The organism is Paraburkholderia sp. PGU19 (genome assembly GCF_013426915.1).
In the GTDB taxonomy this organism is placed as follows: domain Bacteria; phylum Pseudomonadota; class Gammaproteobacteria; order Burkholderiales; family Burkholderiaceae; genus Paraburkholderia.
On record NZ_AP023179.1, the window covers coordinates 814305 to 827111 of the forward strand.

12 protein-coding genes and 2 tRNA genes are annotated in these 12807 nt (G+C 65.3%); 6 read left to right on the plus strand and 8 right to left on the minus strand.

The window, feature by feature from the left end; translation table 11 throughout:
• Positions 1 to 56 precede the first annotated feature (56 nt).
• Together H1204_RS03685 and H1204_RS03690 are read left to right on the plus strand one after the other, a co-directional pair.
• Entirely contained in the window at positions 57 to 1487 is a 1431-nt protein-coding gene (locus H1204_RS03685) for a PLP-dependent aminotransferase family protein (protein WP_180729867.1), read from the plus strand.
• 114 nt (positions 1488 to 1601) lie between these two features.
• The gene (locus H1204_RS03690; protein WP_180729868.1) at positions 1602 to 2861 is read left to right on the plus strand and encodes an MFS transporter; all 1260 of its coding nucleotides are present in this window, start codon (positions 1602 to 1604) and stop codon (positions 2859 to 2861) included.
• A 31-nt stretch (positions 2862 to 2892) separates the two neighbouring features.
• Here H1204_RS03690 and H1204_RS03695 read toward each other — a convergent pair whose 3' ends face one another.
• Positions 2893 to 3825, minus strand: coding sequence for an alpha/beta hydrolase (locus tag H1204_RS03695; RefSeq protein WP_180729869.1), 933 nt, complete (start codon positions 3823 to 3825; stop codon positions 2893 to 2895).
• Positions 3826 to 4079: 254 nt separating this feature from the next.
• Between H1204_RS03695 and H1204_RS03700 the strand changes: the two genes are divergently transcribed.
• A complete protein-coding gene (locus tag H1204_RS03700) occupies positions 4080 to 5468 on the plus strand; it encodes an amino acid permease (protein ID WP_180729870.1) in 1389 nt (462 codons plus the stop codon).
• Between the two features lie 148 nt (positions 5469 to 5616).
• Here H1204_RS03700 and H1204_RS03705 read toward each other — a convergent pair.
• Positions 5617 to 5701, minus strand: a tRNA-Leu gene (locus H1204_RS03705).
• Positions 5702 to 5806: 105 nt separating this feature from the next.
• A complete protein-coding gene (hemN, locus tag H1204_RS03710) occupies positions 5807 to 7219 on the minus strand; it encodes an oxygen-independent coproporphyrinogen III oxidase (protein WP_180729871.1) in 1413 nt (470 codons plus the stop codon).
• A gap of 249 nt (positions 7220 to 7468) precedes the next feature.
• Between hemN and H1204_RS03715 the strand changes: the two genes are divergently transcribed.
• The 3 genes from H1204_RS03715 to H1204_RS03725 all read left to right on the plus strand — a co-directional run bounded on the left by H1204_RS03715 (position 7469) and on the right by H1204_RS03725 (position 9422).
• Positions 7469 to 7765: a YkgJ family cysteine cluster protein gene (locus H1204_RS03715; protein WP_180729872.1), complete on the plus strand. Its 297-nt coding sequence runs from the start codon at positions 7469 to 7471 to the stop codon at positions 7763 to 7765.
• 145 nt (positions 7766 to 7910) lie between these two features.
• Positions 7911 to 8504 carry a DUF1439 domain-containing protein gene (locus H1204_RS03720; protein ID WP_180729873.1) on the plus strand — a complete coding sequence of 198 codons (594 nt, stop codon included), beginning with the start codon at positions 7911 to 7913 and terminating at the stop codon, positions 8502 to 8504.
• An 81-nt stretch (positions 8505 to 8585) separates the two neighbouring features.
• Positions 8586 to 9422: an undecaprenyl-diphosphate phosphatase gene (locus H1204_RS03725; RefSeq protein WP_180729874.1), complete on the plus strand. Its 837-nt coding sequence runs from the start codon at positions 8586 to 8588 to the stop codon at positions 9420 to 9422.
• Between the two features lie 84 nt (positions 9423 to 9506).
• Here the strand turns inward: H1204_RS03725 and trmB are convergent, their stop codons facing one another.
• The 5 genes from trmB to H1204_RS03750 all read right to left on the minus strand — a co-directional run bounded on the left by trmB (position 9507) and on the right by H1204_RS03750 (position 12775).
• Positions 9507 to 10304, minus strand: coding sequence for a tRNA (guanosine(46)-N7)-methyltransferase TrmB (trmB, locus tag H1204_RS03730; RefSeq protein WP_180730858.1), 798 nt, complete (start codon positions 10302 to 10304; stop codon positions 9507 to 9509).
• Positions 10305 to 10490: 186 nt separating this feature from the next.
• A tRNA-Gly gene (locus tag H1204_RS03735) sits at positions 10491 to 10564 on the minus strand.
• An 80-nt stretch (positions 10565 to 10644) separates the two neighbouring features.
• Entirely contained in the window at positions 10645 to 11208 is a 564-nt protein-coding gene (locus H1204_RS03740) for a YggT family protein (protein WP_035986104.1), read from the minus strand.
• A 137-nt stretch (positions 11209 to 11345) separates the two neighbouring features.
• Positions 11346 to 11666: an EthD family reductase gene (locus H1204_RS03745; RefSeq protein ID WP_180729875.1), complete on the minus strand. Its 321-nt coding sequence runs from the start codon at positions 11664 to 11666 to the stop codon at positions 11346 to 11348.
• A 170-nt stretch (positions 11667 to 11836) separates the two neighbouring features.
• Complete coding sequence (locus H1204_RS03750) at positions 11837 to 12775, minus strand: DUF2520 domain-containing protein (RefSeq protein WP_180729876.1); 939 nt, start codon at positions 12773 to 12775, stop codon at positions 11837 to 11839.
• Positions 12776 to 12807 lie beyond the last annotated feature (32 nt).

Consider the following 12807-nt stretch of genomic DNA (forward strand, 5'->3'; position numbering starts at 1 on the left):
GCGTTGCGTATCATCCGAATGACACAACTCAACGAATTTCCGGAGACCGTCGCATCATGGCGATGAATGCCTGGCTGCCAAGAATCGAGGCGGGCAGCGAACCGAAATATCAGGTGATTGCGCGTGCTTTCGCGCAGGCCATCCTCAACGGGCAGTTGCCCGCCGGCGAGAAGCTGCCACCGCATCGTTCGCTTGCCAGCGAGCTGAAGGTGACGACGGGCACGATCAGCCGCGCCTACGCCGAACTGGAGCGCCAGGGCCTCGCGAATGCGCGCGTCGGCGACGGCACGTATGTGGCGCAGGCGCGCTCGCGCGAGTTGCCGCCTGCTTCCAATGGCTACGCGGCGCTGCGTCCCGGCGCGGCCAGCGCGCCGCCACTGATCGATCTCGGCCAGAACGTGCCGCAATCGACGGAAGAGGCGGCTGCGCTCTCCACCACGCTCGCCGAGATCGCCACCGACCAGCGCCTCGCGGCGGAACTGCTGCAATACGCGCCCGAAGCCGGTTCGATGCGCCATCGGCTGGCGGGCGCCGCGTGGCTTGGCCGCGCGGGCAGTCCGGCGAGCGCCGCGCGCGTGCTCGTCACGCAGGGCGCGCAGCATGCGCTCGCGTCGGTGCTGCGTGCCGTCACGCGTCCCGGAGACACCGTGCTGGCTGAGGTGGTCAGCTATCCGGGCATCATCGCGCTCGCGCGGCAACTCCGGCTGCACCTGGTGGGCGTGGAAATCGATCAGGAAGGGCTGGTGCCCGCCGCGCTGGAACTCGCGTGCAAGTCGCTGCATCCGCGCGCGATCTTCTGCGTGCCGACCATCCACAATCCGACCACGGCGACCATGTCGGAGCAACGGCGCGACGCCGTCGCGGAAATCCTGCTGCGTCACAGCGTGCTGCTGATCGAGGACATCGTTCCCGCGATGCTGATGGAAGCGCCGCCCGAGCCACTCGCCGTGCGCATGCCGGAACAGGCGTTCCTGATCGCAGGGCTGTCGAAGTCGGTTGCGCCGGGCTTGCGGGTCGGCTATCTGCAGGCGCCGAGCGCGTGGTGCTCGAAGATCGCCGCCGTGATCCGCAGCGACTGCTGGATGACGGCGCCGCTGATGGCCGAGATCGTGTCGCGCTGGATCGAAAGCGGCGAGATGGACCGGCTCAACGCATTGCAGCGCGCGCGCATCGATGCCGAACACGCGACCGCGAACGAAGCGCTCGAAGGCGTCACGTACCGGCACGCGCCAACCAGCTCGCACCTGTGGCTGCCGCTGCCCGAGCCGTGGCGCGCGGCGGAATTCGCGGCGGCGCTGCGCCAGGAAGGCGTGCTCGTGAAAACGGCCGACAGCTTCGTGATCGGCCGCAACGCGGCGCCGCACGCGATCCGCGTGTGCATGAGCGGCGCTGTCTCGCTCGATGCGCTCGCGCGCGGCCTTGCGCTGATCCGCACGACGCTCGATCACGGGCTGGAAAGCGGAATGGCGTCGTCGTATGCGCCTTGACGCGCGTGTGCTTCACGTCGTTGTCTGATGAAATCACAGAGCAAGAAGCGGAGCGTAACGACGGGCTGAAACCGTGACGATGGGTTTTTCGTCATCGCGTCACGGAGGCTGCCGATGCGCTTTCCCTTGCCGTTTTCCACGTCCCGCGCGCCATTGCCCGCGCCGTTCCAGCAACTTGCGTGGTCGAACCTGATCGCGCAATCCGCCGAGCAGATCAGCCTTGCCGCCGCGCCGCTCGTCGCCGTATTCACGCTCGGCGCGACCGCGCGCGATACCGGGCTGCTGCAAACCGCGCAGACCTTGCCGTTCCTGCTGCTGTCGATACCGCTCGGCGTCTACGCCGACCGCCGCTCGCGCCGCGCGCTGATGGCGGTTTCGGAAGGCGTGCGCGCGCTGGCGATGGCGAGCGTGCTGCTGCTCGTGCTGGCGCATGCGTTGACGCTGCCGTTGCTCGCTGTGCTCGGCTTTCTCGGCGCGACGGGCACGGTGGCGTACAGCGTTGCCGCTCCGGCGCTCGTGCCTTCGCTGGTTTCGCGCGCTGTGCTTCCCGTCGCGAATGGACGCATCGAGCTGGCGCGCAGCGTCGCGTATTCGGCGGGGCCGGCGCTCGGCGGGCTGCTGGTCGGCTGGATCGGCGCGGGTTGGGCTTACGGATGCGCGGCGGCGCTGTCGACGCTCGCGGCCGCGTTGCTGGCCGGCCTGCGCGAACCGCCGCGCGCGACGACGGCGACGCGCCATTTCATGGTCGAACTGCGCGACGGCGCGCGCTTCGTGTTCGGCGACGCATTGCTACGCCCGATGCTCGCGACGGCCGTATTCTTCAACATCGGCTTTTTCACGCTGCAAGCCGTGTACGTGCCTTATGCGGTGCATCGGCTGGGTTTGAGCGCGTCGGCCATTGGCGCGACGTTGGGCGCGTTCGGCATCGGCATGGTGTGCGGCGCGCTCGCGGCGTCTTCCGTCGCGCGGCGGATGACGTTCGGGCGCATGTTGCTCGTCGGGCCGTTTTGCGGACTGGCCGCTTCGCTTGTGATGGTGGCGACGCTTGCCGTGCCGTCGTTCTGGCTCGCGGCGGCGAGCTTCTTCCTGATGGGCGCGGGGCCGATTCTCTGGACGGTCGGCTCGACGACGCTGCGTCAGGCGATCACGCCCGCCGGCATGATGGGCCGCGTGTCGGCGCTCAACAGCACGGCGACCTATGGCGCGCGGCCCGTGGGCGCGCTGCTCGGCGCGGCGATCAGCGCGCGCTTCGGCATGGATGCCTGTCTCGTCGCGGCCGCGCTCGGCTTTGCGGTGCAGGCGTGGATCATCGTGATTTCACCGGCGGCGCGGCTCGCGCGGATTCCGGACGGCGGCGCGGCGCTGTCGCCGTGAAGCCGCACGCACCGCCCGCCCGGCACGGCCGTCATTCCTTGCCGAACTCCTTCGCTGCGCGGTCGATCGCATCCGCCGTCGCACCGGCATGCGCGACGGGCACCAGATGGCTCGAAGGCGTCTCGACGATCGTCGCGCCGATCCGATGCGCCATCCAGCGCTGGATTTCCGGCGACACGGCGCGGTCGCGCGACGTCACGATGTAAAACGACGGCTTGTAGCGCCACGCGGCTTGCGTCGCGTGTTCCTCGAAGGCTTTGGCCGCGATCGGCTGCTGCGCGGCGACGAGCACGCGGGTCAGGGTTTCGGGCACGTCGGCGGCGAAATCGCTGTGGTAGCGCGCGGGATCGAGCCACAGAAAGCCGGTGCTGTCCTGGACCATTGCCGAGCCGGCAGGCATCTGCGGGCCGCGCTTGAGAATATCGACGGCGGACTCCCCGACGTCCGGCGCGATCGCCGCGACGTAGACGAGGCCAACCACCTTCGACGCGTCCGGTCCCGAGCCGGCCTCCGTAATCACGACGCCGCCCCACGAATGCCCGACCAGCACGGTCGGACCGGATAGTTGAGCGAGCACCCGTTTCGTCGCGGCGAGGTCGTCGGCCAGCGACGTCAGCGGAATCTGCACCGACGCGACCCGATAGCCTTTCTTCTGCAATCGCTCAATCACGCCGTTCCAGCTCGATCCGTCGACGAACGCGCCGTGCACGAGCACGATGTTCCGCACCGGGCCGCTCGGCGGCGCGGCAGCGGCAGCGGCGGCGGGGCGGGGAGCGGGCGCTGGAGCCGCTGCTGGCGGCGGTGCGGGCTCGGCGGCGGCAGGCTCAGGCGGAGGCGGCGGTGCATCCGCCGGTTCTGCCGCTGGCGCAGGCTGTGGCGCGGGTTGTCCCGTCTGCGCGAACACGCCGGTTGTGGCGACGCAGGCGCCAAGGAGAACGGCATAGAGCAGATGTTTCGGCGACATGGCGACTCCATCGGCTGGACGGGATTCTGCGAACATACCGAACGCGGGCCAGGGTGACAACCGCTATCCCACGGAGTTTTCGGACACGTTGCGCAACGGTTTGGCGGTTGCGTGGAAATCTATTGCGACGGTGCCGATGCAGGCACGACGCGCCAGCCCAATAGGTGGTCACTACGTCGAAGGGTACAATTTACGGTTTTTCCGGGCGGGTTTTGCCCGGGCAGTGCGTATTCAATGCAGTGGAGTGAGACATCTTGAGCAACGGACAGCAGCATGACGGCCTGAAGCGCGGCCTGAAGAACCGGCATATCCAGCTGATCGCGCTGGGCGGCGCAATCGGCACGGGCCTTTTTCTCGGATCGGCGGGCGTATTGAAGTCGGCGGGACCGTCGATGATTCTGGGCTACGCGATTGGCGGTTTCATCGCGTTTCTGATCATGCGGCAGCTCGGCGAAATGGTGGCGCAGGAACCCGTTGCTGGCTCGTTCAGCCACTTCGCGTACAAGTACTGGGGTGATTTCCCCGGCTTCCTTTCAGGCTGGAACTACTGGGTGCTGTATGTGCTCGTCAGCATGGCCGAACTGACGGCCGTCGGCACCTATGTGCACTTCTGGTGGCCGGAGGTGCCGGCGTGGGTGTCGGCGCTCGTGTGCTTCGTCATCGTCAACGCGATCAACCTCACGAACGTGAAGGCGTACGGCGAGACCGAGTTCTGGTTCGCGATCATCAAGGTCGTGGCCGTGATCGGCATGATCGTATTCGGCGGCTATCTGCTGGTGAGCGGGCATGGCGGTCCGCAGGCGTCGATCTCGAACTTGTGGAGCAAGGGAGGTTTCTTCCCGTACGGTTTCCACGGCCTGTTCATGATGCTTGCCGTGATCATGTTCTCGTTCGGCGGGCTGGAACTGATCGGCATCACGGCCGCCGAAGCGGACAATCCGCAGAAAAGCATTCCGAAGGCCGTGAATCAGGTGATCTACCGGATTCTGATTTTCTACATCTGCTCGCTGGTCGTGCTGCTGTCGCTGTATCCGTGGAATCAGGTGGCGGAAGGCGGCAGCCCGTTCGTGATGATCTTTTCGCAGATCGGCGCGGGTTTGACGGCGAATGTGCTTAATGTGGTCGTGTTGACGGCGGCATTGTCGGTGTACAACAGCGGCGTCTATGCGAATAGCCGCATGCTGTACGGCCTCGCCGAGCAGGGCAATGCGCCGCGCGCGTTGCTCAGGGTCGACCGACGCGGCGTGCCGTACATGGCGATCGGCCTGTCGGCGGTTGCGACGTTCGCTTGCGTGATCATCAATTACCTGATTCCCGCGAAGGCGCTCGACGTGCTGATGGCGCTGGTGGTCGCCGCGCTGGTGCTGAACTGGTCGCTGATCAGCCTCACACATCTGAAGTCGCGTCGCGCGATGCTTGCGCAGGGTGAGACGCTTGTATTCAAGTCGCTGTGGTTCCCGGTCGGCAACTGGATCTGTCTTGCGTTCATGGCAATGATCCTCGTCATTCTCGCGATGACGCCAGGACTCAACGTGTCGGTGCTGCTGGTGCCCGTGTGGCTCTTCGTGATGTGGGTTGGCTATGTCGTGAAGCGCCGGCGCGCGGCTGCGCATCAGTTGGCTGGGGTGGCGGGCGGGCGCTGAAGCGCGCCGCATTTCTGACACTGTCGATGGAACAGACGCCGGATTGGCCGTAAGGCGATCCGGCTTTTTTACGCGCATGGTGCGCGGCCAGAAAACACAAAACCCGCGGCATCTAACGATGAACGCGGGTTCGTGTGAAGCTGAATTCTGGTGCCCAGGGCCGGACTCGAACCGGCACGCCTTGCGGCGGGGGATTTTGAGTCCCCTGCGTCTACCTGTTTCACCACCTGGGCTTGCGTTGCGGCCTTTGCAGGCTGTCTCGTCCGGCTTTGACGCCAGGCGAAGACGCAGATTATGGCGGAAAACCTCCCGACGGGCAAGTTGGCCCGTCGTTGCGGCTAGACCGTCCGCGAAAAGCGTTGCATCGCCTGCTGGCCGAGATAGCGGTCGAACACCATCGCGATGTTGCGCACGAGCATCCGCCCGGCAAGCTGCACATCGAGCCGCCCTGCGCCGATTTTCACTAGCCCGTCGTCCTCGAAGGCGCGCAGGCGCTCCAGTTCCGGCGCAAATGCGTCAGGAAAGCGGATGCCGTATGCCGCTTCGAACTCGTCGAAGCGCAGTTCGAGATTGCACATCAGTTGCGTGATGATGTCGCGGCGCAGCCGGTCGTCGGCGGTGAGGCGCACGCCACGTTTGATCGCCAGTTCGCCTTTGTCGATTGCTGACGCGTAGCCCGTCAGGTCTTTCGCGTTTTGCGCGTAGACATCGCCGACTTTGCCGATCGACGACGCCCCGAAGCCGATCAGATCGCATTCGGCCCGCGTGCTGTAGCCCTGGAAATTCCGATGCAGCGTGCGCCTCGCCTGAGCGCGCGCGAGCTCATCGGTGGGCAGCGCGAAGTGGTCCATGCCGATGTAGACATAACCCGCGCCCGTCAGACGCTCGACCACGAGCCGCAGCAGCGCAAGCCGCTCGGCAGGCGAGGGCAGCGTGGATGCATCCATCTGCCGCTGCATCTTGAAGAGCTGCGGCATGTGCGCGTAGCCGAACACCGAGATCCGATCGGGCGCAAGTTCGAGCATCGTGTCGAGCGTCCTGCTGAAGCTCCTGACCGTCTGATACGGCAGCCCGTAGATCAGATCGACGCCGATCGAATGAAAGCCCGTTGCGCGCGCGGCGCAAATCACGCTGGCTGTCATCTCGAGCGGCTGGATGCGGTTGATCGCGCGCTGCACGACGGGGTCGAAGTCCTGCACGCCCAGGCTCAGCCGGTTGAAGCCGAGATTGCGCAAATGCACGATGGTTTTCGGCGATGCTTCGCGCGGATCGACTTCGATCGAGAACTCGCCTTCGGCGTCGCTGCGCAGCAGGAAGTGCTCGTGCGTCGTGGCCATCAGCTCGGTCATTTCGTCGTGCGACAGAAACGTCGGCGTGCCGCCGCCCCAATGCAGTTGCGACACGGGCCGCGCGGTATCGAACAGCGACGCCTGCAACGCGATCTCGCGCTTGAGGCGCGCGAGATACGGCGCCGAGCGCGCGCGGTTCTTCGTCACGACCTTGTTGCAGCCGCAGTAGAAGCAGACGGTGTCGCAAAACGGAATGTGGAAGTACAGCGACAGGTCAGTTTCCGTCGCGCCTTTGTCGGCGGCGGCGCGGCGATAGTCGTCGAGCGGGAAGTCGTCGCGGAACTGAAGGGCGGTCGGATAGGACGTGTAGCGCGGGCCGTTTGCGCTGTATTTGGCGAGCAGGTCAGGGCGGAACAGCGAATCCGCCGAAGGGAAGAATGGGCCGGAAGGAGCGGTGTTCATCGGATGGTCTCCAGACGCCCGCCGGACGATGCGCAAGCCGCTTCGGATGCGGCTCGCGGTGACGCTCGGATGAACCGGGCAGGCGCCGCGCGAGCGTGGGTTGAGCTCGAACGAGTGTACGGGAGCACGTGCGCGAGAGATCGGGTAAAAAGGTCGCACTCGGCAGATGGCACAATGCTGGTTGATCGGTGTCAAGGTTTCGAACGATTTTTCCGCCGTTTAGCGTGTTCGTGTTTCAGGAAGTGCGTAGTGTCCGTCCATTTGTCTCAACCACCGTCCGCGAGCGCCGATCACGCGTGCCGCCCCGATTGCGGCGCGTGCTGTATCGCGCCGTCGATCACCAGCCCGATTCCGGGCATGCCGAACGGCAAGCCCGCAGGCGTGCGCTGCGTGCAGCTCGGCGACGATCTGCGCTGCGCGATTTTCGGCAAGCCGGAACGTCCGGCCTGTTGCTCGGGTCTACAGCCGCAGGCGGAAATGTGCGGCAGCTCGCGCGATGAAGCGCTCGTCTGGCTCGCGCGTCTGGAGGCCGACACGCGGCCGTGACCGTGGCGCAGGTTTGTGTTCAGCGCATCCGCCGGAAAGCAGTCACTCGAATCCGCGCGCCGATCAAGTCCGGAAATCGACCAATACCGACGCGGCGCGCGCCGTTTCATAGCGGCCATCGTGCATGGCCGACAGGAGAATCCGCATGACCCAATCCGCTGCGCCCGCACGGCGCCGCTTTCTGATTTCCGCGCTGTCCCTCTGCGCGGCCGCGAGCGTCACGGCGCCGCTCGCCGCGTGCGCAACGTCGACGTTTCCGTTTATTCCGGATCACTACACGTTTTCGCAAAAGCAGGTTCAGGACGCCGTTCAGCGCAAGTTTCCGTATCAACGCACGGTGTCGCAGGTGCTCGATGTCGCGTTGACCAATCCTGTCGTCGGCTTGCTGGCCGATACGAACCGCGTGTCGGTGCGGGTCGATGCGCGGCTCGCCAGTCCGTTCCTTCAGCAGCCCGTGAACGGCGTGCTCACGCTGTCGAGCCAGCTCGAATACGATCCGCAGAGCCGCTCCGTCGTGCTGCGCTCGCCCAATGTCGACAACGTCAGCGTCGACGGCAACGCGCAAGCCTACGCGCAGCAGATCAACGCGGCCGCCGCGCTGATGGCCACCCAGCTGCTGGCCAACTATCCCGTCTACACATTCAAGCCTGAGCAACTGCAATTTGCCGGAGTGAACTACGAACCCGGTACAATCACGGTCCTTACAAACGGCATACGCGTGCAGATCGTCGAAAAGTGACGCATGCGCGGCCGGGTGGCCGCGCGATCCTGTCTGACGTGGCCGCGCATCGCCTACCAACTCCAAGCTAAAAGGCCACGGATGGACTGGATACTCACGTTGAAGGCGCTGATTCTCGGCGTCGTGGAAGGCTTGACCGAATTTTTGCCGGTCTCGAGCACGGGTCACCTGATCGTCGCGGGCAGTGTGCTGAACTTCGATGTGCCGCAGGAAAAGACTTTCGATGTCGTGATCCAGCTCGGCGCGATTCTCGCCGTGTGCTGGGAGTTCCGGCAGCGCATCGTCGACGTCGTGTCGGGGCTCGGGACACGGCCTGAGGCGCGCCGTTTCACGCTGAATGTGATCATCGCGACGATTCCGGCGATCGTGCTGGGCCTGCTGTTCGAAAAATCGATCAAGGCAGTGCTGTTTTCGCCCGTGCCCGTCGCGCTTGCGCTGGTGGTGGGCGGCGTGCTGATTCTCTGGGTCGAGTCGCGGCAGCGCAACCGGCCGGACGTCCATGCACGCGTGCATTCGGTGGACGACATGAGCCCGCTCGACGCCCTCAAGGTCGGCCTCGCGCAATGCTGCGCGCTGATTCCGGGCATGTCGCGCTCGGGTTCGACGATTATCGGCGGCATGCTGTTCGGGCTCGACCGGCGCGTCGCGACTGAATTCTCGTTCTTCCTCGCGATCCCAATCATTTTCGGCGCGACCGTTTACGAGCTGCACAAAGGCTGGCACGAACTGTCGACGGATGCGCTCGGGCTGTTCTCGATCGGCTTTCTCGCGGCGTTCGTCAGCGCGTTTGCGTGCGTGCGCTGGCTGCTGCGCTATATCGCGGCGCACGATTTCAGCGCGTTTGCCTGGTATCGGATCGGCTTCGGTCTGTTGATCCTGCTGATCGGCTATAGCGGCGGGTTGAGCTGGGCGGATTGAGATTTACGGCGTCGGATGGATGCAAAAACGGCCTGCGGTTTGCGAACCGCAGGCCGTTTCTGTTTCTGAAGCCGATTTTGCGTGTCAGCTATTCGGACGACGTTTGTAAATCAGATCCCACACGCCATGTCCCAGGCGCAGGCCGCGCTTCTCGAACTTCGTCACGGGACGATAATCGGGGCGCGGCGCGTAACCGTCGGCGGTGTTCTCCAGGGCAGGCTCCGCGCCGAGCACTTCGAGCATCTGCTCCGCATAGTTCTGCCAGTCGGTCGCGCAATGGATATACGCGCCCGGCTTCATGCGCGACACCAGCAGCGCGACGAACTTCGGCTGGATCAGGCGACGCTTGTGATGGCGCGCCTTGTGCCACGGATCGGGAAAGAAGATGTGCACGCCGTCCAGGCTCTGCGGCGCGATCATGTTTTCGAGCACCTCGACGGCGTCGTGCTGGATGATGCGGATATTCGACAGGTTCTGGTCGCCCATCAGCTTCAGCAGCGCGCCGACCCCCGGCTCATGCACTTCGACGCCGAGAAAGTCGTCGTCGGTGCGATGCGACGCGATCTCGGCCGTGGTCGCGCCCATGCCGAACCCGATCTCCAGAATGCGCGGCGCGCGGCGGCCGAAGACGGCGTCCCAGTCCGGCTGCCCGGGCGTGTAGGGCACGACGAAGCGCGGGCCGAGTTCGTCCATCGCGCGGCGCTGTCCCGTCGATACGCGGCCCGCGCGCGTCACGAAGCTGCGGATGCGGCGCAGGTGCAGCGCGTTGTCCGGCGCGGTGGCGTCGGTGGTTTCGGCCGGTTGGGGCAGTTCGGTCGGGTTGTCGCTGGAAAGCTCGGAAGGATCGCGCGGCTGACCGGCTTCGTTCGGATCGTGAATCATCGTGATGAAGACAAGGGTGGCGGCGGGAAACGGCTGCGCGTGAGGGCGCGTCGTTCGAGCGTCGTTTGACATTCGCGGCAGGACGCACGCTATAAAAAAGCCGCCTTCAGGGAGGCGGCTCTCACGCTGGCTTCTCCGCCTGATCGCTCCGCCAGTGCGTGCTGCGGCAGAGGGAGCGGCTGAAATTGGAGCGGGCGATGGGAATCGAACCCACGGCTCTAGCTTGGGAAGCTAGGGTATTACCATTATACGACGCCCGCAGAGCGCGCTATTTTACGCGGTTTCGGCGGCTTTGGGCAAATCGCCGGATGCGCAGCGCACCCGGCGCGCACCAACCCGTTCAGATGCCGAACAGCGTCAGCGACACGGCGGCGCGCGTGACGACCATCAGCAGCACCTGGACAATCACGAACAAAAGGATCGGCGAAAGGTCGATGCCGCCCAGGCGCGGCATGATCTTGCGCAGCGGATCGAGAAACGGCGCCGTCAGCTGATACAGGATCGGCATGGCGGGCGAACGCGGGTTGAGCCACGACAGCAATGCCATCAGGATGGTCAGCCAGATCAGCAGGTTCAGCGCCCATTTGATCACGGTCAGCAGCGCGACGATCAGCAGCGACGGCATCAGCCCAAGCGGATCGACGCCGACGATCGCCACCATCAGCACGACATACACGAGCGACGTGAGCAGCGTGGCGACGATGCTCGCCCAGTCGATCCCGCGCGTGCTGGGAATGATCTTGCGCAGCGGCAGCACGAGCCAGTTGGTCGCCTGCATCACCGCGCTCGACACCGGGTTGTACGGCTGCATGCGGATGAACTGGAGCCAGGCGCGCAGCAGCAGCGCCGCACCGAACAGCGTGAAGATGGTATTGAGCAGAAAACGGGCGATATCGCCGAACATCGTGGGTCCTTTCCTTCAGAAAACGTCCCGTCAAGCGGGACGCATGGCGCCGGCGGGCCGGCGGACGGCTGAAAACATCGAGCGCGCGACGTGCATTGCGCGTCTCACCAGATTGGTGGTGCGCGCCCGTCGCGGCGCTAGACCGCGACCTTGACTTCGCTAATCAGGATCTTGCCGTTGCCGCCGTCCGTGTAATTCGGAATGTCGGCGAGCAATGTGTCGCTGGCGGGTTTGAAGACTTCATAAAACGCGTCGGCGGTATCGAACAGGAAATGCCCGGCCGCGACGAACGGCGGCGGTGAGCCGGGCGGCCCGGCGTTGATGCCGACGTCGACCGACCAGCCCTTCAGCGCCGCGCCGAACAGCTTCGCGGCGAGCGGCATGTGCGTGCCGCTGTAATAGTCGACGTCGAAACGTCCGCCTTCTCGATATGGATAGAGGATGCTGACCTTGATCATTGTGCGTTCTCGTCGATTGGTCGCGATGCGCAGGAAGGCGTCGTGCGCCTGCTGCGTACCGTTGCCCGCGTGGTGGTCCAGCGTTGCCGGCGGGCCGTCCGTGCCGCCGCGCCCCGTAAGGGACGGCAGTCATGAAGGCCCGCTCATGCCGGACGTCACATTATCACGGCTTACTCGGCGCTTGCACCTTTCGCCGCGCCTTTGAGCGTGCGGCTCAGCGAGCGCTCGACTGCCGCGCCGATGGCGTCGACGGCGGCGGGCGGCGTCGCGCGCTGGCGCGCGAGCGCGACCGCCCGCCGCGACATCAATCCGAACAGCGCGCCATGATCGCCGCCCATTTCCTCCATCAGCGACAGTTGCTTTTCCGCCACGCAAAGGTCACCCCGCGAAACCGGTCCCGCTAGCGCGTTGGCGAGCCCCCGGTCGCGTGCGGTTTCGAGCGTGCCTGCCATCATCGGGAGTAGCGCGCGCAGCGCGTCGTGTTCGTCAAAGCCGAGCTTGCGCCATAGATTCACATTCTCAGCCAGACTGCATAAGGCAAAACTCGCCGCATAGTGGGCCGCCGCGTGGTACAGAAGTCGCCCGCCGGCGGGAATCGACAGCGGATGGCAGCGCAATGCGCCGGCGAGCGCCATCAGCGTGCCCTTGAGCGCGCCGTCGGCTTCGATCGTCACCGAGCAGCCGGCGATGCGATCGACATCTGTCAAATCGCCGCTGAACAGGTAAAGTGGATGAAAACCACCGATCGACGCGCCCTGGTCCCGAGCCGGGGCAAGCAGTTCGACGGGCGACGCACCGCTGCAATGCACGACGGCCCAGGCTTCCTTGCCGGGCGCCGCGCGGGCGGGAAACGCGAGTGTGTTCGCTGTCGAACCGATACTGTCATCGGGGACGGTTAAAAAGAGTAGGTCCGCCGACTCGACGATCCGCTGGGGGTCGTCATACGCGGCGCAGGATTCGATCTGACTGGCGAGCTGCCGTGCCGATTCCGGCGAGCGGCTCGCGATGGCCGTGACGGGATACCCGGCGCGTGCGAAGCCGAGCGCAAGACAGCGCGCAATCCGGCCCGCGCCGACGAATCCGAGGCGCGGCAAGGAGGGCTGGGACATGGTTCCTGCTCCCGACGGGACTGAGGACGGAA

Coding starts and splice junctions, on each gene's coding strand:
- H1204_RS03685 (WP_180729867.1), top strand. CDS start 57: ATGGCGATGAATGCCTGGCTGCCAAGAATCGAGGCGGGCAGCGAACCG.
- H1204_RS03690 (WP_180729868.1), top strand. CDS start 1,602: ATGCGCTTTCCCTTGCCGTTTTCCACGTCCCGCGCGCCATTGCCCGCG.
- H1204_RS03695 (WP_180729869.1), bottom strand. CDS start 3,825: ATGTCGCCGAAACATCTGCTCTATGCCGTTCTCCTTGGCGCCTGCGTC.
- hemN (WP_180729871.1), bottom strand. CDS start 7,219: ATGAACACCGCTCCTTCCGGCCCATTCTTCCCTTCGGCGGATTCGCTG.
- H1204_RS03720 (WP_180729873.1), top strand. CDS start 7,911: ATGACCCAATCCGCTGCGCCCGCACGGCGCCGCTTTCTGATTTCCGCG.
- H1204_RS03725 (WP_180729874.1), top strand. CDS start 8,586: ATGGACTGGATACTCACGTTGAAGGCGCTGATTCTCGGCGTCGTGGAA.
- trmB (WP_180730858.1), bottom strand. CDS start 10,304: ATGATTCACGATCCGAACGAAGCCGGTCAGCCGCGCGATCCTTCCGAG.
- H1204_RS03740 (WP_035986104.1), bottom strand. CDS start 11,208: ATGTTCGGCGATATCGCCCGTTTTCTGCTCAATACCATCTTCACGCTG.
- H1204_RS03745 (WP_180729875.1), bottom strand. CDS start 11,666: ATGATCAAGGTCAGCATCCTCTATCCATATCGAGAAGGCGGACGTTTC.
- H1204_RS03750 (WP_180729876.1), bottom strand. CDS start 12,775: ATGTCCCAGCCCTCCTTGCCGCGCCTCGGATTCGTCGGCGCGGGCCGG.